Source organism: Streptomyces sp. NPDC017520 (assembly GCF_044329855.1).
Taxonomy (GTDB): domain Bacteria; phylum Actinomycetota; class Actinomycetes; order Streptomycetales; family Streptomycetaceae; genus Streptomyces.
Map to the genome: position 1 here is coordinate 68928 of NZ_JBIRKB010000021.1, position 22817 is coordinate 91744.

A 22817-nucleotide genomic window follows, 5' to 3' on the forward strand; every position below is an offset into this window, starting at 1 on the left:
GCCCTCGCCCCGAGGGCCGCTCCCCCAGTCCCCGCCCCCCGAGCCGAGTTGGAGCACCCATGCCCCAGCACGTCCCTCCCCCACTGCTCGACGCCGTCGCGCGTCCGGGTCAGGGCCCGGCGCCCGTCACGGTCCCCGCGACCCCGAGACGCATCGTCTTCCTCGCCCACCGCGACCTGGACAATCCGGCCGCCGGCGGCTCCGAGCTGCTGGTCGACCAGCTCGCCCTGGGTCTTACCGAGCAGGGCCACGACGTCACGCTGCTGTGCGGCGGACCGGCCGCCCGCCGGCCCTACCGGGTCGTCTCGGCAGGCTCCGCGCTGGGGCACTACCTCGGCGCGCGGTCCGCCTTCGCCCGGCGGATCGGCACGTGCGACCTGCTCGTCGAGGTCTGCAACGGCATGCCGTACCTGGCCCCGCTGTGGCATCGCGGACCCACGGTCTGCCTGGTCAACCACGTGCACACCGACCTGTGGGACATGCGCTTCCCGGCGCCGGTGGCCCGGGCCGGACGCAAGCTCGAACACTGGGCCCTGTCCCGGGCCTACCGCGACCACCTGATGGTCGCGGTGTCCCCGTCCACGGCGGGCGCCCTGCGCGAACTGGGCGTGCCCGACCGGCGGATCCGCGTGGTGCACAACGGAGTCCAGGAGCCGGGCCCGCAGGGCGCACGGTCCGCCACCCCGCTGTTCGTGGCGCTGGGCCGGCTCGTCGACTACAAGCGCATCGATCTGCTGCTCCAGCTCTGGGAGCGGGTCCGGCCGGTCACCGGCGGTCGGCTCGTCATCGTCGGCGACGGCCCCGAGCGGGGCCGGCTGGAACAACTTGCCGGTTCTGGCGTGGAGTTCGCCGGTCATGTGACCGAGGCGGAGAAGCACCGGCTGCTCTGCGCCGCGTGGATGCTGCTGCACCCGGCGGCCGTGGAGGGGTGGGGTCTCGTCGTCACGGAGGCCGCGGCCCGGTCCACCCCGACCCTGGGCTTCGACGTGCCGGGGCTGCGCGACTCCGTCGAGGACGGTGTCACCGGGATCCTCGCCCCGGGCGCGTCCTCCTTCGCCGCCTCCTGGTGCGCGCTGGCGCTGGACGACGAGCGGCGCGAGGCGATGGGCAAGGCGGCCCGCGAACGGGCCGCCGACTACCGGTGGACCGCCAGTGTGCGCAGGTTCGCGGCGGTGGCCGCCGAGGCGGCGGCCAGTTCCGCGGCTCCGGCGGCGGACGGCCCGAACGCCCCGACGATCGGCGCGAGCGCGTGAAGGATCCATCGTTCCGGCGGTCGGCCGCCCTGTTCCGCGCCTTCCTGCGCGAACAGGGCGACCCCGCCACGGCGTACACCCTGCTGGCCCGTGACGCGGCCGACCAGGTCGAGCGGCACGGCCCGCTCCGGGACAAGGTCGTCGTGGACATCGGCGGCGGCGACGGCTACTTCACCCGGGAGTTCCGGCGGCGCGGGGCGCACAGCTACCTCTTCGAGCCGGATCCGGCGGAGATCGGCCCCGGGCAGCGCGCGGACACCGTCGTCGCCGACGGATATCTGCTGCCGCTCGCCGACGGCGCGGCCGACGTCTGCTTCTCCTCCAACGTGCTGGAGCACGTCGCCGATCCGCACACCTTCCTCGGCGAGATGGCGCGGGTGACCCGCCCCGGCGGCCTCATCTACGTCTCGTACACCAACTGGCTCTCCCCGTGGGGCGGCCACGAGTGGGCGCCCTGGCACTACCTCGGCGCCGAACGCGCCCGGAGCCGCTACGAGCGGCGCACCGGCCACCCGGCCAAGCACCGGCTCGGCGAGAACCTCTTCAAGATCGGCGTCGGGGAGACCCTGGGCCACGTCCGGAGCCGCTCCGACGTGTCCGTCGTCTCAGCACGCTCGCGCTACTGGCCCGTCCTTCCCCAGCTCGTGCCGCGCATCCCCGTCCTGCGGGAATTCGCCACCTGGAACCTCCTCCTCATCCTCCGGCGGTGTTCATGACCAGCGCTGTCCACCCACCCCGGTCCACGGCCCCCGAGGGCGCGGGTCCCGCGCCCTCGGGTCCCGCCGACGGACCGCCCACGCCCCGTTCACGGCGCTGGCTGCTGGGCTTCTGGGCCGCCGTGTTCGCGGCGTTCCTCGCGGTGTCGCCCGGCCGGATGACGTTCGACACCAAGCTCGGCGTCGTCGCGGACCCCTGGCGTTTCCTGGGCGACCTGGGCGAGCTGTGGCACAGCCGGGCCGGGTTCGGCGGGATCGCCGACCAGTACGTGGGCTACGCCATTCCGATGCTGCCGTACTACGGGGCCGCCGACCTGCTGCACGTACCGGTCTGGCTCGCGGAGCGGCTGTGGCTGTCGCTGATCGTGGCGACCGCCTTCTGGGGTGCGCTCCGGCTGGCGGAGCGGCTGCACGTGGGTTCCCCGGCCACCCGGCTGCCGGCCGCGGTCGCGTACGCGCTGTGGCCGACGTACACCATCGTCGTGGGCTCGACGTCGGCGGCGGCCCTGCCGGGCGCCCTGCTGCCGTGGGTGCTGCTGCCGCTGACGGACCCGCGGCTCGCGCCGAGGATCGCAGCGGCCCGGTCCGCGCTGCTGATCCCGCTGATGGGCGGCGTCAACGCCGCGTCCACCCTGGCCTCGCTGCTGCCGGTGGGGCTGTATCTGCTGTCCCGGCCCGGCGGGCCGCGCAAGCGCGCCCTGCTGGCCTGGTGGATTCCGGGCGTGATCCTGGCGACCGCCTGGTGGATCGTTCCGCTGCTGCTGTTGGGCGTCTACGGCGAGAACTTCATGCCGTACGTGGAGTCCTCGTACACCACGACGACGACCATGTCGGCGACCGAGGTGCTGCGCGGCGGCGGGAACTGGGTGGGCTATCTGAACTTCGGCGAGGCCTGGCTGCCCGCCGGCTGGACCGTCGCCACCGCGACCGTCACCATCCTGGGCTCGGCGCTCGCCGCCGCCCTGGGCCTGGCGGGGCTGGCGCGCCGTGATCTGCCCGAGCGGCGCTGGCTGGTGCTGACCGTGCTGAGCGTCGCGCTCATCACGCTCGCCGGCTACGGCGGTGCGCTGGGCGGGCTGTTCCACGGGACCGTGCAGGAGTGGCTGGACGGCTGGCTGGTGCCGTTCCGCAACATCTACAAGTTCCAGACGGGTCTTGCGCTGGCCCTGGCGCTGGGCCTCGCGCACCTGACGGCGGTGGCCTCCGTCGCCGCGGCTGCGCGTGGCGGCGGCAACGCGGTGCGCACCCGCCGGCTCGTGCCGGTGATCGCCGCCGCGCTCGTGCTGCCGGGTCTCGCCTGGCCGTACGTCAACGGCTCGATCCTCCAGACCGGTTCGTTCCAGCAGCTGCCCACGTACTGGGGGACGACCGGGAGCTGGCTGGAGAAGAACTCGGGAGACGACCGCGCCCTGGTGGTCCCCGCGACCGCGCACGGCATCTACACCTGGGGCTCCCCCATCGACCAGCCGCTGGACGTGCTGGCGAACTCGCCCTGGGCGCAACGGGATTACGTGCCGTTCGGCACACCGGGCAACCGTCGGGCGATGGACGCCGTCGAGCAGGCGCTGACCACCGGCGGCGAGGTCCCCGGGCTGAGCGAGTACCTCGACCGGGCGGGGCTGCACTATGTGGTGGTCCGCAACGACCTGGATCCCGACCAGTTGGGGTACGTCCCCACGGCCACGGTGAAGCGCACCCTGGAGGCGTCCGGGTACCGGCGCGTCACCGGTTTCGGTCCGGTGATGACCGGCGGCCGGATCGCGGCGGACACCCCCGTGCAGGTCGAGGGCCTCTATCCGCGGCAGCGGGCCGTGGAGATCTACGAGCCGCCCGCCGGGACGGAGCGTCCGGGGCGGGCGACCACGTCCCCGGTGGCCTCGACGGCCGTCGTGAGCGGCGGCCCCGAGTCCCTGCTGCCGCTGTCGGCGAGCGGCGCGCTGAACGGCCGGCCGGCCGTGCTGGCCGGTGACGCGCACCCGGGTCTGGGGCGGCCGTCGCTGTACGCGGCGGGCGACGGGCTGCGGCGCGCCGACACCCGGTTCGGGCTGGTCAACTCCAACACCTCGTACACGTACACCGCCGATGAGCGCAACGCGGTTCAGGCCGCGCAGGATCCGGACCGGAGCCCCCGGCAGATCCTGCCGACCTCCGGCGCGGAGCACCAGACGACGGCCGTGCTGCGCGGGGCCAAGAAGGTCAGCGCCTCGTCGGTGGGGAACTGGCTGTTCCATCTGCCGCAGTACGACCCGGTCAACGCCTTCGACGGCAACCCGGACACCGGCTGGGCGGAGGGGTCCCCGGGCTCTCCCGAGGACGAGTGGGTGCGGATCGACTTCACCACCCCGACAGAGCTTCCGGCCTCGCTCCAGGTGACGCCGCTGCCCAGCGCGAACGTGCGGGCCGCGCCGACCGTCGTCCGGGTCGAGACCGAGCGGGGCTTCAAGGACAGCCCGCTGAAGACGGACGGATCGGCGCAGACGGTGGCCGCGCCCACCGGGCAGGCGTCCTGGCTGAAGGTGACGATCCTGGAGTCCCAGCAGGGGCGTCCCGGGCTCACCGGTGCCGGCTTCACCGACATCGCGATCCCCGGGGTGCAGGTGACCCGGATGCTGGAGCTGCCCTCCGACGCGCCCCGTGAGGGCGCGGACTCCACTCTCTACTCGCTGCGGCGGGGCAGCGACCCCGGCGGTCTGTCGTCGGTGGCGGCCGAGGTCGGCCTGCACCGGCAGTTCACCGCGCAGGAGGCGGGCGCGTACCAGGTGTCCGCGAGCGCGGTTCCGGTGCCCGGCGAGGCTCTGGACAAGCTGCTGTTCGAGCTGACGGGCGAGCGGGACAAGATCGAGGTGAGCGCCGACTCCACGGCGCGGCTGGGCACCAGCCTCACTCCGCGCAACCTGACCGACGGTGATCTGACCACGGCGTGGATCGCGGGCGAACGCCCCACGCTGCGTCTGTCCTGGCCGGAGAAGAAGGAGGTCGGGGAGATCGTCTTCGCGGCGGCCGGCGGTCTGTCCACCCGCCCGGAGCAGGTGCAGATCAGCTCCCCCGACGGCACGGCGGTGGCCTCCGTGGACGAGAACGGCATGGCCCGCTTCTCGCCCATCAGGACCGACCGGATGGACATCACCATCTCGCGTCAGGCTCCGCTGACCGTCCACAACCCGGTCGCCGACGACCAGTTGCAATTGCCGGTGGGGCTGAGCGAGGTCTACGTCCCGGCCCTGGAGGAGTACCGCTCGCCGCAGCCGAAGCCGGACAAGACCTTCAGCCTGGCCTGCGGCAAGGGTCCGGTCCTGTCCGTCGGCGGTACGTTCCTGGAGACCCGCGCCGAGGGCCTGGTGCGGGACCTGACGCAGCGCCGCCCCATCGAGGTCACACCGTGCACCGAGGGCGGCACGGTGGAGCTGGCAGCCTCGTCCACCACCGTCGAGGCGGGTGAGGCGGGACCGCTCGCCATCACGGACGTCACGCTGAGCAAAGGGGCCCCGAAGGCCCCGGCGGGCACGCCGCGTTCGGTGGACGTCGAGCGGGGCGACGGCGACCGGCGCACGATCGCCGTCGGCGCGGGCGAGGCCTCCTACCTCCAGATCCACGAGAACCACAACAAGGGCTGGAAGGCCACCCTGGACGGCGAGGAGCTGACCCCGCTGCGGATCGACGGCTGGCAGCAGGCCTGGCTGGTCCCGGAGGGCGAGGGCGGCAAGGTCACCCTGGAGTACGAGCCGGCCCGGATCTACCAGGTGGGGCTGATCGGCGCGGGGGTCCTGCTCCTGGCGCTCGTGGGGCTCGCCTTCGTGCGCCGGCGGGGAGCCGGGCCGTACGCGGCCGAGGTGCAGCCCGTCGTGCCGGGTCCGGGTCTGGTCCTGGGCACCGTGGCGCTCACCCTGGTGGGGGTGGTGATCGCGGGGCCGCTCGCCCTGGCGGTGCCGGTCCTCGCCGTACTCGCCCACTTCCGGCCGAGGCTGCTCGCGCCCGTCGCGTTCGCGGCGATGGCCGCCGCGGGTGTCGTCGCCGCGGTGGGCACCGGGGAGACCACGGCGGCGGGCGAGGGCGCGTTCGGCGCGACGGCCCAGTTCCTGGCGCTGGTCGGCCTGTTCGCCGCCCTGGTCACGGTCGGGCGCGAGCCGCTCGGCAGGCGGGCCGCCGGGGGCCGGGGCACGGCCGCCGCGGACGGCGAGGCGCCCACGGTTCCGGCGCAGGCCGCCGCCGCTTCGGGCCGGACGCTGTCCACCGACCCGAAGCGTCCGCAGGGGGCCCCGCCGCCGGCGCCCGGAAGCGGGTACGGATCCGGCTCGGGCTCGGGCTCGGGCTCGGGCGAGGGAGGCGGCGGTGATGGCGGTGATGGCGGTGATGGCGGTGAAGGACCGTCGCAGCAGCTCGGCGGTCAGCAGCCGCCGCCGTCCCGTCCCGGAGGGAGCACCTGATGGCGACCACGCGGCATCCCCGGGCGCGGGGCGGTGCGCCCCGGCCCGGGGCCCCGGCCCGGGTGCCGTTCCCGGTGGTCGACGAGGTGGCCCGGCACTGTGCGCAGGACGCCGAGCCGAACACCGTGCACATCGAGATCCAACTGCCCGGCCGGGTGGACGAGGCCCGGCTGCGCTCCGCGTTCGCCGAGGCGCTCGCCCGGCATCCCCGGGCGCTGATGCGGGAGCGCCCCCGGTCCCCGTTCGCCCGGCGCTACGAGTGGGAGCTGACCGGGAGTCCCGACACGGATCCGGTCTCCTTTCCGCCGTCCGCGCCCGGGGCGCTCGCCCGGGCCCGGGCGCGGGCGCTGGACGAGGCCCCTCCGCTGACGGCGTCGCCGCCGCTGCGGCTCGCCGTGGTCGAGGAGCCGGGGACCGAGGGGTGTGTGCTGCTCTTCACCGTGCACCACACCGCCCTCGACGGCCCGGCGTGCATGCGGCTGGCGGCGACGGCCGCCGAGGTCTACGGCGCGCACCACGTCCCGCCGGCCCCCGCACCCGCGCGGCCGGCGTCCGAGCCGCTCGTCGCGGAGTCCCCTGCGGCGCCGCTGGCCCGGCCCGCCCGGATCGCGGCGGGCTCGCCCGGGCCCGCGCCGGTGCCGGGCAACGCCATGCTGCTGGTCGAACTGCCCGTCCCGAAGCGGGAGTCCGGCGCGCCCTACACGGTGAACGACCAGCTGATGGTGGCCACCGCCCTCACGGTGGCCGACTGGAACCGGGAGCGGGGCGCGCCGGGGGCCGACCGCCGGCCGCTGCGGATCACCATGCCGGTCGACGACCGCACCCGGGGCCCCGAGATGCCGATCGGGAACGGCACCCGGCTGGTGGAGGTCGGCTTCGCCGCGTCCGAGCTGGCGCCCGGGGCCGACGTCCCGGCACTGCTGCGGGCGACCGCGGAGCGCACCCGGGCGCTCAAGGCGCGCCCCCGCCCCCCGTTGGGCCGTTCCGCCTCCCTGCTGACCGCGCCGCTGCTGCCGGTGGCCGCCCGCGCCGTCCTCACCCGGGGGCTGCGGGTGCTGGCGGGGCCGTGGACCTCGACGACGCTGCTGAGCAACATCGGCCGGGTGCCGTACCCGTTGGACTTCGGGGAGGCGGGCCGGGCCACCGCCGTGTGGTTCTCCGCGCCCGCCCGGATGCCCCGGGGGCTGACGTTCACCACGGCGTCCACGGGTGGCCGGCTGCATCTGACGCTGCGCTGGTCGCGCACCCTGCTGGGCGACGAGGACGGCGTACGCCTGCGCGAACTGTTCACCCGTCACCTGGCATCGACGTCCTCGGAGACCGTATGACCGGCACCGCCTCTCCCCCGCCCGGGCTGCGGGGCTTCTACGAGAACCCGGCCGTTCCCGTCGCCTCGGGCGACGGGCGCACCCTGCGGCAGGCGCGGCTGCTGGCCGACGCGCTGGGCGCGCCGGGGCAGGTGATCCTCGACATCGGGTGCGGCGACGGCACGGCGGCGGCCACGGCGGCCCCGATTCTCGCCGGTCACCGGCTGATCGGCGTCGACTGGTCGCAGGACGCGCTGCGCAGGGCCGGGCCCCGGATGGGTCTCGTGGTGCGCGGCGAGCTGGAGCACGGCGGGCTGCCGCTGGCCGACGGGTGCGCGGACGCGGTGCTGTTCAGCGAGATCCTGGAGCATCTGGTCGATCCTGACCAGGCGCTGGACGAGCTGCGGCGGGTCCTGCGGCCCGGCGGCCATCTGATGCTGTCCACCCCGAACCTGGCGGCCTGGTACAACCGGGCGCTGCTGCTCGCCGGGGTGCAGCCGGTGTTCTCGGAGGTCAGCCTGCGCGGCATCCACGGCCGTCCCGGCTCGGAGGTGGTCGGGCATCTGCGGCTGTACACGGCCCGTGCGCTGCGCTCGTTCCTGGCGGCGTCCGGCTTCGCCGACGTGAGGATCACGGGTGCCCCCTTCCACGGGGTGCCGCGTCCGCTGCGGCTGCTGGACCGGGCGGCGTGCGCGGTGCCCGGGGCGGCCTCGATCCTGCTGGCCCACGCGCGGCGGAGGTAGCGCGATGTGGTGGGGTGTCGGCGCGGCGCTGGTCGCCAACGCGCTGTACAGCGTGGGGTTCGTGGTGGAGAAGCGGGCCCTGGGCTCGCTGCCCGCGCTCTCGGCGGGCCGGCCGCTTCGGGTGGTCGGGGTGCTGCTGACCAGTCCGCTGTGGATCGTCGGCGCGCTGGCGCTGGCGGCCGGGTTCGGGGCCCAGCTGATCGTCTACCGGGCGCTGCCGATCGCGGCGGCGCAGGGCATCTTCGTCTCCGGTCTGGTGCTGCTCCTGCTGTTGTCGTCGGCCGTGCTCGGCGAGGAGTCGACGGGCCGCGAACGCTACGCGCTGGGCGGGGTGCTGGTGGCCCTGCTGATGGTCGTCGCCTCGGTGCGCGAGGGCGAGGACGTGGTGAGCGGCGGCGCGCCGTGGGCGCTGGTGCTCCTGGTCTGCGTGCCCGCGCTGGGGGCAGGCGTCTTGCTGTACGTACGGGTCGAGAGCCGGGCGGCCAAACGGCACCGGGTCCCGACCAGCGGTATCGGATACGGGGTGGCGGTGGGCCTGCTCTACGGGGTCAGCTCGCTGGCCATCAAGGGCACGTCCAGCCGCCTGACCGGCACCGGTCCCGGCGAGGCCGCGCTGTCGCTGCTGGCGTCCCCGTATCCGTATCTGCTGCTGTTCACGGCGGGGGCCGGTCTGGTGATGTCGCAGACGGCGTTGCAGCGCTGCCGGGCCTCCCTCATCGTGCCGGTGTGCACCACGGTGACCAGCCTGTTCACCGCCGTCCTCGGGACGCTCGCCTTCGGCGAGACGCTGCCCGACGATCCGCTGCTGCTGGCCCTGCGGGTGGGCGGCACGGCGCTCGCCCTCTCCGTCCTGCTGGCCATGCCGCGCCATGATCCGCAGCCCGCCGCCCCGTCCTGACCCGGATACGGCACGCCGTGTCCGACACCCCACGACACCCCACGACACCTCCAACGCCCCGGACGCCGCCGACAGCCGCGACACCTCCCACCCCTCCAACACCTCCGACACCTCCGACACCTCCGACACCTCCGACACCAAGGAGCCACCCGATGAACCCCGACGACCCGCTGCTGGCCCTGTTGGCCTGCCCGCTCGACAAGGGCCCGCTGTCCCTGCTGGCCGAGGAGGAGGCGCTCTACAACCCCCGGCTGCGTCTGAGTTACCCGATCGTGGACGGCATCCCGCAGCTGCTGCCCTCATCGGGCCGGAAGGTCGGGGCGGACGACCACGAGCGGCTGCTCACCCGGCTCAAGGCCTCGGCCACGTGACCACGTTCGCCGCGGCGGTGGCGTCCCGGCTGCCCGGGGGCCTCGTCGGCTCGGCCGCCGTCGCCCTGTATCCGCGCTTCGAGCCCGAGCTCCGGCGGCTCGCCGACTTCTGCCCGCCGGACGCCGTCGCCCTCGACATCGGGGGCTGGTACGGCCCCTGGTCGCGGCGGCTCGCCGCCCGCTGCGCCGAGGTGGTCACCATCGAGCCCGTGCCGCATCTGGCCGAACACCTGCGCCGGACGCTGCCGTCGAACGCCCGGGTGGTCCAGGGCGCGGCGACCGACCGGGCGGGCACGGCGCGGCTGTGGTTCCCGGAGGGGGACAGCGGCGACCGGGGGGTGTCGTCGCTGGCCCGCCGCGACATCCACGCGCACTGCCTGGAGGTGCCGTCGATCACCGTCGACAGTCTCGGGCTGCGCGGGGTCGGCTTCGTGAAGATGGACGTCGACGGCGGCGAGCGGGCGGCGCTGCTCGGTGCGGCGGAGCTGCTGCGCAAGGACCGTCCGGTCCTCCTCATCGAGCTGGAGAGCCGGCTCGGCCCGATCGCTCCGGCGATCGACCTGCTGACCGGCCAGGGCTACGCGGGCTGGCTCCTGGCGGGCAGGCGCTGGATCGCGCTCGACGGGTTCGACCTGGTGGCCCACCAGGCGCGGACGGAACACCTGGTGCACCAGGGTCTGCTGCGCCGGGCCCTCGTCCCGCGCCGGGAGCGTTACATCAACTCGGTGCTCTTCCTGCCGGACGGACGGACCCCGGGCACGGCCTGACGGGCGCGGGCCCCGCGTACCCTCGGCCCTGGGGGGCATGGCGAACGGAGGATGGCGTACGTGACGGGCAGCAGCGCAGGGCGGGACCGGGCACTGCCGGACGATCCCGGGAGCGAGCGGGCGGGCGCCCCGGAGCGCACGTCGCTCAGCGCCCGCGCGCGGGACGCGGTCCGGGAGCGGATCGTCGACCGCCGCTACCCGCAGGGCGCCCGCCTCGTGGAGCGCGAGGTGGCCGAGGAACTGCGCATGTCCCGCGTCCCGGTCCGCGAGGCGCTGCGCGCCCTGGTGGGTGAAGGGCTCCTGGAGCTGCTGCCGCACAGCGGGGTCAGGGTGCGGCGGATGGAGCGGGCCGACGTGGAGCACCTGTACGAGGTGTGGGAGCCGCTCGCCGTCCAGGCCTCCCGGCTCGCGGCACGGCGGGTGGCGCGGTCCGCCCCGGCGGAGCCGCCGGGCGTCACCGCGCTGCGGATCTCCCTCGACCGGGCGGAGCAGGCGGCGACCGACGACGAGGGGGCACGAGAGGTGGCGGCCCACACCGCCTTCCACGAGGACATCGTCGCCCTGAGCGGCAACCCGATGCTGGCTCGCACCATGGAGCAGCTCAGCGGCCAGCTCCAGTTGCTGTTCGGGATGCGGGAGGAGCCGGAGCACATGCGCGCCCAGCACGCGGTCATGTTCCGGTACATCGCGACGGGCGACGAGGAGTCCGCGGCGGCGAGCACGCTGCTGCACGTACGGGACAGCCGAGCCGTAGCGCTGCGGTCCCTGTTCGACAACGCCTAGTTTGCATACCAGATGGGTTTGTATACCAGGTGGGCCTTCCCGTGGGAGAGCTCCCCCGCTCCCGCCTCACACCCCGCCCCGCATTCACCTGATGCGCCCTAGAGCTGCACGTTTCCCGCACGTGCGTGGAGCGGAATCACTCCTTCCCAGACCGTCAACCATCCTGGTATACAAAGTGCTCCCATATTCGCTTCCGCTTGCCGCGGCCGAAGGAGCCTTTCCATGTGCGTCGACAACACCCCGCCCCCCTCCGGCCGGCTGACCCGGCGAGGTGTGCTCGCGGGCGCCGCCGCCCTGGCCGGGACGTCCGCCGTCCTGGCCCAGGCCGCTCCCGCGGCGTCCGCCGCGTCGGCCGCGTCCCGGGGTTCGTCGGGCCGGGGCGGCGATCTGGTCGTGGAGGGCGGCAGGCTGCTCGACCCGCTGACGGGCGAGGTCACCGAGGACGCGGTGGTCGTGATCATCGGGGGCGTCGTCCGCGCGGCCGGGCCCCGGGGCCGTCTCGGGACGCGGACGCCTTCCGGCGTACCGGTACTGCGGGCCCACGGACAGTGGATCCTGCCCGGCCTGGTGGACGCCCATATCCATCTCAACACGGCCGCCGAGGCGCGGGATGCGGTCCTCAAGGGCGCGACCAGCGCGCGCAGCGGTTCGACCAACTTCTACCAGGACGTCGCCGTACGGGAGTTGGCCCGCCAGGCACCGGAGCGGGCGCCCCGGCTCCGGGCCGCGGGAATCTTCGTCACCCCGGACCTCGGCGACACGATCCTCGCCGACCCGGAGCTCGTGCCGCTCGCCCGGCTGCGCGACGGGGTGCGCTCGGCCGAGGCACTGCGCCGGGTGGTCGAGGTCAACCTCGCGCGGGGGGCCGACACCATCAAAACCCGGGTCAACGAACGCGCCGGACTGCCGGAACAGGACCCGCTCGTCCAGGTCTACGACCACGAGCAGCTGTCCACGATCGTGGCGGCGGCGCGGCGCGGCGGAAAGGGAGTGCTCTGCCACAGCTACAGCGAGAAGGGCTGCCACGACGCGGTCACGGCCGGGATCCGTTCGCTGGAGCACGGGGCGTTCGTCGGCGAGCGCACCCTGCGCGAAATGCGCCGCAGGGGCACCTACTTCACGCCGACGCTCACCGCCATCGCCGGGCTCGCCGAATCCTCGGACCCGGTCCTGGCGGAGCGCGGTCGCAGCTATCTGCCCGTACTGAAGCGGGCGGTGCTCGCGGCGCACGAGCTGGGCGTCCCCCTCGCCGCGGGCACCGACTCCTCGGGCGGAACGGTCGACCCGATCGGCCGCGAGGTGGAGCTGATGCACGCTGCCGGGCTCTCCGCCCTGGACGCGATCCGCACGGCGACCACGGGCGCCGCGAAGCTCCTCGGGTTCGACTCCACGGCCGGCCGCCTGGCGCGGGGCTTCGCGGGCGACGTCCTGGTGGTGGACGGCGACCCGCTGGCCGACCTCGGCGTGCTGAGCCGCCCGGCGCGCGTGGTGCGGGCAGGGTTCCCCGTACCGACCGCCTGACCGTGCCCTCACCCGCCCTTCCGCAGCCTCCTCCGCCCTCCCACTCCCCTTCGAAGGAGCCCTCGATGCATGCCGATTCCACCGCCGCCCCCACCGCCGGTCTCTCCCGGCGCTCCATGCTGGCCGGCGCCGCCGCCCTCGCGGGCACCACCGCCGCCCTTACCGCGCCCGGGTCCGAGGCCGCCGCCGCGCCCCGGACCGGCGGAGCGTCGCCGTCCGCCGCCGACCGGATCACGGAGCAGCCGGAGCGCACGGGCCGGCACGCGCGCGCCACGGTGTTCAGGAACGTGCGGCCCTACGGGGCGACGCCGCCCGTCGACCTCACCGTCGTCGACGGCGTCATCACCGCGGAGCCCGCGCCGCGCGGCGCCAAGATCGTCGACTGCGGGGGCAGGATCGCGCTGCCGACCCTGGTCGACGCGCACATCCACCCCGACAAGACGGCGTGGGGCGAGCCCTGGGTGACGCGGAATCCGGCGGGTTCCATCGCGGAGTACACCGCCGAGGACGTGAAGCTCTTCCACGCGCTGCGGACTCCCCTGAAGGAGCGCGCGGAGCGCCTGGTGGGCCACGCCGTCGCCCAGGGCACCCGCGCGATGCGGGCCCATGTCGACGTCGCTCCCGCCTACGGCCTGGTGGGCGTCGAGGGCGTCGGATCCGCCCGCAGGGCCCTGCGGCACGCGCTCGACGTGGAGATCGTCGCGTTCCCGCAGCACGGGGTGGTCCGTACACCGGGCACGGAGGAGCTGCTGGAGGAGGCGGCGCGCACCGGGGCGGTCGACCGGATCGGCGGCATCGACCCGATCGGGTTCGACGAGGCGCTCGACGAGCAGCTCGACATCGTCTTCGGCATCGCGGACCGGCACGGGGTGGGCGTCGACATCCACCTGCACGAGCGGGCCGCGACGGGGCTGGAGTCGCTGCGCGCGATCATCGACCGCACCCGGGCGCTGTCGTTGCAGGGCAAGGTCACCGTCAGCCATGTCTTCTGCGTGCCCGGACTGCCCGAGCGGGAGCTCGACCGGCTGGCGGCGGACCTGGCGGACGCCGGGATCTCCCTGACGACGGTCGCCCCCTCGTCGGACCTGGTGCTGCCGATCGGCCGGCTGCGCGAGCTCGGGGTCCACGTGGGCCTCGGCTCGGACGGCGTACGGGACTCCTGGAGCCCGTTCGGCAACGCGGACATGCTGCACCGCTCGCACCTGCTGGCCCAGGTGCAGGACGCCCGCCTCGACGAGGAGCTGGAGGCGGCCTTCCGCTCGGGGGCCGACGGCGCGGCCCGGCTCCTGGGGCTGCCGGAGGCGGACCTGAAGCCCGGTTCGCCGGCCGACTTCCTGCTGGTGCGCGGGGAGTGCCTCCCGCAGGTCGTGGTCGACCTGCCGCGCCGCGAGATGGTGGTGCGCGGCGGGCGGATCGTCGCCCGGGACGGCGAGCTCGTCCGCGACTGACGCCCGTGCCGGCCCCGCTGCCCGTCGATAACGGGCGCGGGACCGGGAGTGATGGACCGTCAACTCTGCCGCACCTCCTCGGCTTTGCGCCAGACCGTGAGGTCGATGGTGATGTAGCGGCAGGGGGTCAGCCCCGTCCGCTCGGGGCGCGGCGCGGCGGGCTGCCGTTGCGTGGTGTCGGGGCGGGTCAGGGCTGGGCCGCATCGGAGGCGTACCACGGCGGCGTACGGTCCGTAACGCGGCGGGGCCGGCACCTTCCCGCCCGCCGGAGCGGCCTTGCCGCTCTCCGGCACCGGGTCCATGCTGGTGCCATGGGTGACCAGGCCGGCCCCGAGCCGGGGGTGTCCGTCCGGCAGGACCTCCGGTTGCTGGAGGCCGCCGCGGCGCACCGGGACGGCGCCTCCGTGCGGCAGCTGGCCCAGGAGGCGGAGTTGCCCGAGCCCACCGCCCGACGGCTCCTGCACGAGCTCGCCCGGGACGGCTATCTGCACGAGCTGGACGACGACGCGTTCACCCTCCGTGAGCGCGACTCGCTGCGGCACACCGCCATCGACGGCCAGGCGCTGCGGGAGCACATCCGCCCGCTGCTGTCGTCGCTGCGCGACAGCCTGTCCGCCGCCGCCTACCTGACGTTGTACGACGAGGGGGAGATCCGGGTCCTGGAGATCGTCGACAACCCGCGTGCCCCACGGGTGGACCTGTGGGTGGGCTTCCACGACGCCGGACACGCCACCGCGCTCGGCAAGAGCGTGCTCCGCGAGCTGGACGAGGAGGCCCGCGCCGGCTACCTCTCCCGGCACTCGCTGGCCGACCTCACCCCCCGCACCATCACCTCTCGTGAGGAGCTGCTGCGGCAGCTCGACTCCGCCCCCGCGGGCCCGCTCTCGCTGGACCGGGGAGAGTACGCACGGGGCACGACGTGTGCGGCGGCTCCTGTGTACAGCGGTGACCAGGTCGGCTCGATCGGCATCTCGTTCCGGTCGGACCGGATGTACCGGACCTCGGAGGTCAGGGCGCGGTTGCTGGAGTCGGCGCTGCGCGTCACACGGCGGCTGACCCTTCCGGGGAGCTGACGGGTGACCTTCTTCAGCCGCTCCTCGAACTGGCCTCGCAACTGGGCTCCGGCGACCATGGCGGACCAGGTCGAGTGAGACGACCCGCTGGTCCTTGAGGGTGTCGGGCGCCTCACCCGCGGCGATGCTCGGCGCCAGGGTCGGCCCCGGCCCGGTAGAGCGGCCTGCGCGAGGGCTCGACCTGCGTCGCCGCCCACAGCGGATCGGACGGGCCGGGGGTGAACCGCGATGTCATCCGCCCCGCAAACGGAACGGCCCCCGGCCTGCCGCCCCCGCCGTCGGCCGCCCGGGAGCGGGCTACTCCGCCATCTCGTACGCTCCCGACAGCGCCTCGACGCGCTGCCAGATCCGCGCCGAACGGGCCGCGTCGACGACGGGGCGGCGTACCGCTCCGAGCGCCCAGTTCTGCTGGTCCTCGGTGGCGGAGTCCTTGCCGTGCAGCTCGACGGCGTGTGCGGAGAAGTCGCGTACGAGCACGGCGAACAGTTCGTCGAGCAGTTCCTCGTCCAGGCCGGTCAGGCGGGCCTGCTCCAGGATCAGCTGGCCGTGGACGACGAGTGCGAACAGCTGGCCGACGGCGAGGAGGAGGTCGAGGTCGCGGCTCTGCTCCTCGTCGGGGGCGGCCGTCCCGACGAAGGCGCAGAGGGCGTCCGCCTGCTCACGGAAGCGGGCGACGTTGGGCACCTCGGCGTACGCGTCGAACGCGGGGCGCCAGTCGTGGAAGCGCACGGAGCCGAGGCCGCGCGCGGGTCCCTGCCGGAAGAGGAACGCGTCGTCGGCGGCGTCCGTGCGGGTCGGGACGGCCGGGAAGTCGACCGGGTCCAGCAGGTGGTTGCGCAGGAACTTGAGGATCAGCGCGAGGTTCACGTGGACCGTGCCCTCCAGCTTCGGCAGGCCCCGGATCTCGACGGCGGCCTGGGCGAAGTAGTTGTCCTTCTCGAAGCCCTTGGCGGCGATGACGTCCCACATGAGGTCGATGACCTTCTCGCCCTCCGTGGTCACCTTCATCTTCGTCATCGGGTTGAAGAGCAGGTAACGGCGGTCCTCGGGCCCGGCGGAGCGGAAGTAGTCGACGGCGCGGTCGCTGAACAGCTTCATCCCCACCAGCCGGACGTAGGCGTCGGTCAGCTCGCGGCGCACGTGCGGGAAGGCGGTGACGGGGCGGCCGTAAAGGATGCGGTTGCTCGCGTGGGTGACGGCCTCGTACATCGCGTGCTCGCAGATACCGATGGAGGCGGTGCAGAGGTTGAACTTGCCGACGTTGACGGTGTTGAGCGCGGCGTCGAACGCGGCTCGGCCGGTGTGCAGGATGTCGGCGGGGGCCACCGGGTAGTCGGCGAGGCGGAACTCGCTGACGTACTTGGAGGAGTCGACGACGTTCTTCACCAGGTGGTACGCCTCGTGGCGGCTGTCGGCCGCGAAGAAGACGTAACCGTCGGGGCCCTCGACGTCCGTGCGCCGGCCGAAGACGGAGACGAGACCGGCGGCGTTGCCGTTGCCGATGTAGTACTTGGAGCCGGAGGCCCGGAAGCCGCCTTCGACCTCGCTGTCCGGCTCCAGCAGCAGGTCGGTGGAGTAGATGTCGGCGCCGTGGGTCTTCTCGGAGAGGCCAAAGGCGAACACCTCGCCCTGGGAGAGGAGCCCGGCCGCCCGGTCGCGGGCGGCGGCGTTGTCGCTCTGCCAGACCGGGCCGAGACCGAGGATGGTCACCTGCCAGGCGTACCAGTAGTCCAGACCGTAGAAGCCGAAGATCTCGTTGAGTGCGGCGATCCGGGCGGTGTCCCAGCGCTGGTCCGTCTCCGCCCCGTCCACCGCGGCGGAGGCGGGGGTCAGGAAGGTGGCGAACAGCCCCTCCTTCGCGGAGAAGGCGAGGAAGTCGCCCAGCCAGGCGCGGGAGCGGTAGTCCTCGATCAGCCGGCGCTTGCCGCGCTCCTCGAACCAGTCGACGGTGGCGCGCAGCAGCCTGCGGGTCTCCGGGTCGAAGTGCTCGGGGTCGTAGGTGCGCGGGTTGAACAGCAAAGACTCAGCCATGGCGGTGCCTTCCGGGAAGGGTGAGGGTCGTGGTGGTCACGGAGGTGGCGGCCTGGGCGCCGTTCAGGCGTCCGGCCCCGAGGCCGCGAGCCGGTTGAGGGTGTCGAGTACGTCGTCGAGCCAGGCGATCGTCATGCGCTCGAACGCGATGCCTCCGCGCAGCACGACGTGCTGGAGTTCCTGGCCCGCGTCCGCGGGCGCGGGGGCCTCGGGCCCGGTGAAGTCGCGCAGTTCCCCGGCGAGGTAGTGCGCGAGCCGGTCCCGGTGCGCCTGGTGGTGCCGCTCGACCTCGCGGATCAGGGCGGCCGGGTCGTCGAAGGCCGCGCCCCGGATCTTCACGGCGAGGTCGTGCCGCAGGCTCTCCGGTTCGATCGGCTTGTGCAGCCACGCGGCGAGGGCCGCGCGGCCGGTCCCGGTGACGGAGTACTCCTTCTTGTCCGGCCGGCTCTGCTGCTCCACCTCGCGGACGAGGAGCAGGCCGTCGGTCACCATCCGCCCGAGCACACGGTAGATCTGCTGATGGGTGGCGGTCCAGAAGTAGCCGATGGACCGCTCGAACCGCCGGGCCAGCTCATAACCGGAGCCGGGCTTCTCCAGCAGGGAGACGAGGATCGCGTGGTCGAGGGCCATACCGCGATCCTTCTATGCAACTCGTTGCATAGACAAGTCGTGGGGCCCCGGTGAGACACGGCTCACCCGGTCGGGGCACATTCAGAGAGACTTGGCCGAACGTCGGTCGAGGTAGGCGGTCACCGGGGCCGCCGCCACTCCGTGGACCACGACGGAGATCAGGACGGCGAAGACGACGATCGCCCACATCTCCTTCTCGTAAGGCTCGAATCCGCCCTCCCCGAAGGCGTAGGCGAGATAGAAGAGCGAGCCGATGCCCCGGATCCCGAAGAAGGCGATGGCCGCGCGCTCGTTCGGGCGGCCCGGGCCCCGCGACTGGGCGAGCAGGCCGGCGGCCGGGCGGATGAGGAGGTGCAGCAGCACGCCGACCGCCGCCCCCCTCCAGGTGAGCGCGGCCAGGCCTCCGGAAGCGACGAACGCGCCCACGCCGAAGAGGAGCAGGGCCATCAACAGGCGTTCGATCTGCTCCACGAAGGAGTGCATCACCTGGTGGTAGCCGTGGCTGTGCTCCGACCTGCGCAGGGCGCACGCGGTGGCGAACACGGCGAGGAAGCCGTACCCGTGCAGGGCCTCGGCAACACCGTAGGACAGGAAGGTCGCCGCCAGCGCCACGAACCCCTCGCCCTCTTCGGCGAGCCGCAGCGATCTGGCCCGGGACCGGAAGAGCACCCGCCCCAGCAGGAGGCCGATGGCGAGGCCCACCGCGACGCCCACGCCGATCCGGACGAACACGTCGCTCCAGACCCAGTGCCGCACCCAGCCCCCGGCCCAGCTCTCCCCGGCGGCGGCCAGGGCGACGGCCGCGAGGACGAACGGGAAGGCCAGGCCGTCGTTGAGCCCGGCCTCGCTCGTCAGCGCGAAGCGGACCTCGTCCTCGTCCTCCTTCTCCGCGGACGGCTCCCCCACGCGCACCTCGGAGGCGAGCACGGGGTCCGTCGGCGCGAGGACGGCGGCCACCAGGAGCGCCGCGGACACCGGCCAGTCGAGCAGGGACCAGACGGCGAGCGCCGTCGCCCCGATCGTCAGCGGCATCGCCAGCCCGAGCAGCCGCCAGGTCGCGGACCAGCGCCGCCATCCGAAGGGCCGGTTGATGGCCAGGCCCGCCCCCATCAGCGAGACGATCACGCACAGCTCGGCGGTGTGGTGCACCCACGCACGGTCGGCGACCGGGTCGACCGCGGGCAGCGGCAGCGGCGTCAGGTAGAGGATCACTCCGGCGGCGAGGAAGACGATCGGTACGGAGACCGGCAGGCGGGAGAGCAGCCTGGGCAGCGCCGCGGCGAGGAAGGCTCCGATGCCGAGGCAGGCGTACACCGCGCCTTCGGTGGTGATCGACACGTGCGGTCCCAGCCTCCTGTCGTGCCGTCAGGCCAAATGCCGGGGAACGGTCTCGTTCCAGGTGCGGGAGAAGACCCTGCGGCCGTCTTCATAGCCGTCCAGGGTGGCGTCGACGGTGAACTCGTCCGCGTTCGACGTCAGGGTGGTGCTCGTCTCGACCCGTACGTCCCAGCCGGGCCGGGAGAACCGCATGGTCCACGCGGACCGGCCGCTCGGGGAGGTGAAGTCGTCGGCCACGGAGGTGTACTTCTCACAGGCCCGCAGCCCCACCTCGATGCCGTTCTCCTCGTACCGCTGCATGCCCCGGTCCTTCACGATGTCGAGGGCCGAGTGGTAGTCCACCAGGCTCCTGGAGACGTTCCAGGCCTGCTCGGGCTCGCTCATCCGGGTGACGGGGGGCGGCAGGCAGCCCTCCGGCTCCCCGAAGTCCGCCTGGGGCATGCCGTCCGGTTCCTGGGTGGGGCGTACGGGCAGGATCAGCTCGCCGCCGTCCTCATGGACGGTGAGCAGGACGGGTTCCGGCGCCGGCCACACCAGGGGCCAGTACGAGGTCGAGAGGGAGAGCCGGACGCGGTGGCCGGGCGGGAACGCCTGCGCGACCCCGTTCAGCGGCACGCGGACGCGGCAGCGCCGGCCGGGCTCCAGTGGTTCGGGGTGCTCGTCGCTCTCGCGGTGGGTCAGGTTCAGCACGCCGTACGTCACCCGGGTGGCGCGGCCGTCGGGTGCGACGTCGGAGATCCTGGCCGTGACCTGGGCGACCGGAGCGGAGGCGGAGACCTCCAGGTCGACGCAGGGCGAGCCGAGGATCTCCAGCCGGTCGGCCAGCGGTTCGGTCTCGAAGACCAGGGAGCCGCCGTCCTCCTCACGCTGGTCGTAGGGCAGGTCGGGCGGGGCGTTGTACGAGGCCCACTTGCCGGCGAACTGGCCCACGGAGAGCGGGGACTGGACGGTGCGGGCCCGGCCGCGCGGGAGGGGCTCCTCGTCGTCCGCCGTCACGATGGTGGAACCCCGCAGCGGGTACGCCACTTCCTTGATCCGCGGTGAGGGCCAGGAGGGCTCGGCGACCCAGCGGCCGGGGCGCTCCTCGTACGACGTGGAGGGCGGGACGCTGTCCTGCATCCAGGTCCGGAGCATCGGCCCCTCCATGACCCCGTTGTCGATGCCCTTGAGCCAGTGGTCCCACCACTTGACGACTTCCTGGAGGTAACCGATGGCCGGGCCGGGCTCGCCGAGGTGCGGCAGTTTGTGGGACCAGGGGCCGATCAGCCCCTTGCGGGGGACGTCCACGTTGGCCAGGAGCCGGGTGACGGCGTTGGAGTACCCGTCGGCCCAGCCGCTGGAGGCGAGGACGGGGCAGCGCAGCCGCGCGTAGTCCTCGTTGAGCGAGGCGTGCTGCCAGTAGGCGTCGCGGTGGGGGTGGCGGAGCCATTCGAGGACCCAGGGCCGGGCGGCCTCCAGCCGCTCCGACCACATCTCGCGCCACCGCTCCCCCACCACTTCGGGATCGGGCGGGCAGGTGGCGTACGCGAACATCGTGCCGGCCTCGGCGAGGTTGTCGGAGAGCATGGCGCCACCGAGGTAGTGCATGTCGTCCGCGTACCGGTTGTCGGTGAACGAGGCGATGACGATGGCCTTCAGGCTCTCGGGCTGACGGGCCGCCGTCTGGAGAGCGGCGAAGGCACCCCAGGAGATGCCCATCATGCCGGTCTTCCCGTCGCACCAGGGCTGGGCGGCGACCCAGGCCAGCACCTCTTCGGTGTCGCGCTGCTCCTGCTCCAGGTACTCGTCCAGGAGCACGCCCTCCGACTCCCCCGTCCCCCGCAGGTCCACGCGCACACAGGCGTAGCCGTGGCCCGCGATGTACGGGTGGTGGATGGCGTCACGGGTCGAGGTGAGGTCGTTCTTGCGGTAGGGGATGCACTCCACGACCGCGGGGACCGGTTCCCCGTCGGACGAGGCGGGCCGCCAGATCCTGGCCGACAGGCGCACCCCGTCCGCCATGGTGATGGTGACGTGGTTCTCTTCCCCCGTCTCGTACGGGAGTTGCTCGACGTATCGCATACGGGCGGCGGCTTCCTTCCTGACGTCGGGTCCGGTGGGGGCGGGTACCCGGGGCGTCACGAAGAATTCCGGCCGCGCCCGCCCGGTTCTGTCTCGTCGAAGCTCAGACCGAGGGCCGCGACGCACGCGTCGAACTTGTGGCGCAGCTCGTCCTCGTCGTCCCCGCCGGTGAAGATGTGGGCGACCTCGTAGCTGTAGCTGTCCTGGCCCTTGACCGAGGAGAGCCGCTGGCCCTCGGAGGGGACCATGTCGATGTGTACGCCCGGGATCTCCCGTTCGATGGCCGCGATCTCCTCGGCGGTCGGCACCTGGTGGACGCGCCCTTCGCCGAACCAGCGGTAGTACCACTTTGCGGTCAGCTTGTAGCGGCCGCCACCGGACGGCAGGGCCGGGTCGCCGCCCAGGGCGAGCCGGAACATCCGGTGGTGGTTGGGCACACCGTCGACGAACGCGAACATCTCCGCGTGCGACTGGGAGTGCCGGGGGTTGATCTCCAGCAGGCTGATGTCGGCGGTCTTCGGGTCGTAGAAGTACTCGATGCTGAAGGTCGCCGCGTCCATGCCGATCTGCCGCATGGTGCGTTCGCTGACCTCGTGCAGCCGCTGGATCACCGGGGCCGGGAGGGTGCTGGGGTACTGGTGGCGCAGGAAGGACGAGGAGCCGGGGTAGTTGATCGAGTCGAGCACGCCGTAGACGGTGACCTCGCCCTGGTGCACATATCCCTCGACGGCCACCTGGATACCGGTCATGGCCTCCTCGGCCAGACAGACCTGCCCGCCGACCCCCGCCATCTCCGGCGGCAGTTCCAGAAGGTCGAGTATGGCTTCGAAGGGCTTCCCCACCCGGGCTATTCCCTCGCGTATCTCCGTGACCGCCGCCCGGAATTCCGTCATGTCCGAGACGCCGAACGCCAGCTCGGAGGAGTAGGCCAGGGCGGGCTTGAGCCACATGGGGAAGCTCATGCCGTCCGGCGGCCGGGGGTCGTCACTGTGCAGATCCACCACGCCGAAGCGGGGGTATTCGTCGATGACCTTCTGCTGCTCCAGCCGGCTCCAGTACTTGTGCTCACACTTGACCACGGATTCCAGGCTGGTGCTCCTCGTGCCGTACTCCCTGCTCAGCATGGGTACGAGGGTGCTCACGGGAAAGTCCCAGTAGCCGACGATCGCGTCGATGTCTCCCTCGTGCGCGTCGAGCACGGCACGTGCGCGGGTCATCAGCTCGTCGACGGTGTTGCTCTCCTCCTGCAGCTCCTTGATGGTGAGCAGCGGATGGAGACGGTGGCCGTCGGCGTCGGGAACGGTCTCCAGGGTCCGCAGATTGGCCTCGTCCATTCCGATGACGAAGATGTTCTTGCGGTGATCTCGGGGCACAGGATCTCCTTCGTACAGGTCGTCCGGGATCTGCGCCGTATACCCCTGCGCGCGAGTTCAAACGCGATGCACCGGGCAGC

18 protein-coding genes are annotated in these 22817 nt (G+C 73.2%); 12 read left to right on the forward strand and 6 right to left on the reverse strand.

Annotated features, from left to right (window positions below; translation table 11 throughout):
- Window positions 1-59: 59 nt before the first annotated feature.
- The 11 genes from ACH4KB_RS33425 (at window position 60) to ACH4KB_RS33475 (ending at window position 14231) form a co-directional block, all read left to right on the forward strand.
- Entirely contained in the window at window positions 60-1253 is a 1194-nt protein-coding gene (locus ACH4KB_RS33425) for a glycosyltransferase family 4 protein (RefSeq protein WP_398070085.1), read from the forward strand.
- On the forward strand, window positions 1250-1969 hold the full coding sequence (locus ACH4KB_RS33430; protein WP_398070087.1) for a class I SAM-dependent methyltransferase: 720 nt from the start codon (window positions 1250-1252) through the stop codon (window positions 1967-1969). Before ACH4KB_RS33425 ends, ACH4KB_RS33430 begins: the two co-directional genes overlap by 4 nt.
- Window positions 1966-6393 carry an alpha-(1->3)-arabinofuranosyltransferase family protein gene (locus tag ACH4KB_RS33435; protein WP_398070089.1) on the forward strand — a complete coding sequence of 1476 codons (4428 nt, stop codon included), beginning with the start codon at window positions 1966-1968 and terminating at the stop codon, window positions 6391-6393. Before ACH4KB_RS33430 ends, ACH4KB_RS33435 begins: the two co-directional genes overlap by 4 nt.
- Window positions 6393-7721, forward strand: a complete 1329-nt coding sequence (locus tag ACH4KB_RS33440; RefSeq protein WP_398070091.1) for a condensation protein — start codon at window positions 6393-6395, stop codon at window positions 7719-7721. The genes ACH4KB_RS33435 and ACH4KB_RS33440 overlap by 1 nt, the downstream gene beginning before the upstream one ends.
- Window positions 7718-8443: a class I SAM-dependent methyltransferase gene (locus tag ACH4KB_RS33445; RefSeq protein WP_398070093.1), complete on the forward strand. Its 726-nt coding sequence runs from the start codon at window positions 7718-7720 to the stop codon at window positions 8441-8443. The genes ACH4KB_RS33440 and ACH4KB_RS33445 overlap by 4 nt, the downstream gene beginning before the upstream one ends.
- Before the next feature lie 4 nt (window positions 8444-8447).
- On the forward strand, window positions 8448-9341 hold the full coding sequence (locus ACH4KB_RS33450) for a hypothetical protein (RefSeq protein ID WP_398070095.1): 894 nt from the start codon (window positions 8448-8450) through the stop codon (window positions 9339-9341).
- 152 nt (window positions 9342-9493) lie between these two features.
- The gene (locus ACH4KB_RS33455) at window positions 9494-9712 is read left to right on the forward strand and encodes a Trm112 family protein (RefSeq protein WP_007453982.1); all 219 of its coding nucleotides are present in this window, start codon (window positions 9494-9496) and stop codon (window positions 9710-9712) included.
- The gene (locus ACH4KB_RS33460) at window positions 9709-10479 is read left to right on the forward strand and encodes an FkbM family methyltransferase (RefSeq protein WP_398070097.1); all 771 of its coding nucleotides are present in this window, start codon (window positions 9709-9711) and stop codon (window positions 10477-10479) included. The genes ACH4KB_RS33455 and ACH4KB_RS33460 overlap by 4 nt, the downstream gene beginning before the upstream one ends.
- A 51-nt stretch (window positions 10480-10530) precedes the next feature.
- Entirely contained in the window at window positions 10531-11262 is a 732-nt protein-coding gene (locus ACH4KB_RS33465) for a GntR family transcriptional regulator (RefSeq protein ID WP_398070099.1), read from the forward strand.
- Between the two features lie 222 nt (window positions 11263-11484).
- Window positions 11485-12783, forward strand: a complete 1299-nt coding sequence (locus ACH4KB_RS33470; protein WP_398070101.1) for an amidohydrolase family protein — start codon at window positions 11485-11487, stop codon at window positions 12781-12783.
- Between the two features lie 65 nt (window positions 12784-12848).
- A complete protein-coding gene (locus ACH4KB_RS33475) occupies window positions 12849-14231 on the forward strand; it encodes an amidohydrolase family protein (RefSeq protein WP_398070103.1) in 1383 nt (460 codons plus the stop codon).
- A gap of 59 nt (window positions 14232-14290) precedes the next feature.
- Here the strand turns inward: ACH4KB_RS33475 and ACH4KB_RS33480 are convergent, their stop codons facing one another.
- A complete protein-coding gene (locus ACH4KB_RS33480) occupies window positions 14291-14533 on the reverse strand; it encodes a hypothetical protein (protein ID WP_398070105.1) in 243 nt (80 codons plus the stop codon).
- A 9-nt stretch (window positions 14534-14542) separates the two neighbouring features.
- Here ACH4KB_RS33480 and ACH4KB_RS33485 point away from each other — a divergent pair, with 9 nt between their 5' ends.
- Window positions 14543-15304, forward strand: coding sequence for an IclR family transcriptional regulator (locus tag ACH4KB_RS33485; protein ID WP_398070107.1), 762 nt, complete (start codon window positions 14543-14545; stop codon window positions 15302-15304).
- Window positions 15305-15601: 297 nt separating this feature from the next.
- Here ACH4KB_RS33485 and ACH4KB_RS33490 read toward each other — a convergent pair whose 3' ends face one another.
- The 5 genes from ACH4KB_RS33490 to ACH4KB_RS33510 form a co-directional block, all read right to left on the reverse strand.
- Window positions 15602-17335, reverse strand: a complete 1734-nt coding sequence (locus ACH4KB_RS33490; RefSeq protein ID WP_398070109.1) for an acyl-CoA dehydrogenase family protein — start codon at window positions 17333-17335, stop codon at window positions 15602-15604.
- 63 nt (window positions 17336-17398) lie between these two features.
- Window positions 17399-17965, reverse strand: a complete 567-nt coding sequence (locus ACH4KB_RS33495; protein WP_398070111.1) for a PadR family transcriptional regulator — start codon at window positions 17963-17965, stop codon at window positions 17399-17401.
- Between the two features lie 81 nt (window positions 17966-18046).
- Window positions 18047-19303, reverse strand: coding sequence for a cation:proton antiporter (locus ACH4KB_RS33500; RefSeq protein ID WP_398070113.1), 1257 nt, complete (start codon window positions 19301-19303; stop codon window positions 18047-18049).
- Window positions 19304-19330: 27 nt separating this feature from the next.
- Window positions 19331-21364, reverse strand: coding sequence for a CocE/NonD family hydrolase (locus ACH4KB_RS33505; protein WP_398070115.1), 2034 nt, complete (start codon window positions 21362-21364; stop codon window positions 19331-19333).
- 56 nt (window positions 21365-21420) lie between these two features.
- Window positions 21421-22737: an acetyl-CoA carboxylase biotin carboxylase subunit family protein gene (locus tag ACH4KB_RS33510; RefSeq protein WP_398070117.1), complete on the reverse strand. Its 1317-nt coding sequence runs from the start codon at window positions 22735-22737 to the stop codon at window positions 21421-21423.
- Window positions 22738-22817: the final 80 nt, after the last annotated feature.

What these genes read in the sequence shown, in the direction of transcription:
- ACH4KB_RS33450 (WP_398070095.1), top strand. Translation starts at nt 8,448, where the DNA reads ATGTGGTGGGGTGTCGGCGCGGCGCTGGTCGCCAACGCGCTGTACAGC.
- ACH4KB_RS33480 (WP_398070105.1), bottom strand. Translation starts at nt 14,533, where the DNA reads ATGGACCCGGTGCCGGAGAGCGGCAAGGCCGCTCCGGCGGGCGGGAAG.
- ACH4KB_RS33455 (WP_007453982.1), top strand. Translation starts at nt 9,494, where the DNA reads ATGAACCCCGACGACCCGCTGCTGGCCCTGTTGGCCTGCCCGCTCGAC.
- ACH4KB_RS33475 (WP_398070103.1), top strand. Translation starts at nt 12,849, where the DNA reads ATGCATGCCGATTCCACCGCCGCCCCCACCGCCGGTCTCTCCCGGCGC.
- ACH4KB_RS33425 (WP_398070085.1), top strand. Translation starts at nt 60, where the DNA reads ATGCCCCAGCACGTCCCTCCCCCACTGCTCGACGCCGTCGCGCGTCCG.
- ACH4KB_RS33445 (WP_398070093.1), top strand. Translation starts at nt 7,718, where the DNA reads ATGACCGGCACCGCCTCTCCCCCGCCCGGGCTGCGGGGCTTCTACGAG.
- ACH4KB_RS33470 (WP_398070101.1), top strand. Translation starts at nt 11,485, where the DNA reads ATGTGCGTCGACAACACCCCGCCCCCCTCCGGCCGGCTGACCCGGCGA.
- ACH4KB_RS33440 (WP_398070091.1), top strand. Translation starts at nt 6,393, where the DNA reads ATGGCGACCACGCGGCATCCCCGGGCGCGGGGCGGTGCGCCCCGGCCC.
- ACH4KB_RS33505 (WP_398070115.1), bottom strand. Translation starts at nt 21,364, where the DNA reads ATGCGATACGTCGAGCAACTCCCGTACGAGACGGGGGAAGAGAACCAC.
- ACH4KB_RS33485 (WP_398070107.1), top strand. Translation starts at nt 14,543, where the DNA reads ATGGGTGACCAGGCCGGCCCCGAGCCGGGGGTGTCCGTCCGGCAGGAC.
- ACH4KB_RS33490 (WP_398070109.1), bottom strand. Translation starts at nt 17,335, where the DNA reads ATGGCTGAGTCTTTGCTGTTCAACCCGCGCACCTACGACCCCGAGCAC.
- ACH4KB_RS33435 (WP_398070089.1), top strand. Translation starts at nt 1,966, where the DNA reads ATGACCAGCGCTGTCCACCCACCCCGGTCCACGGCCCCCGAGGGCGCG.
- ACH4KB_RS33495 (WP_398070111.1), bottom strand. Translation starts at nt 17,965, where the DNA reads ATGGCCCTCGACCACGCGATCCTCGTCTCCCTGCTGGAGAAGCCCGGC.
- ACH4KB_RS33465 (WP_398070099.1), top strand. Translation starts at nt 10,531, where the DNA reads ATGGCGTACGTGACGGGCAGCAGCGCAGGGCGGGACCGGGCACTGCCG.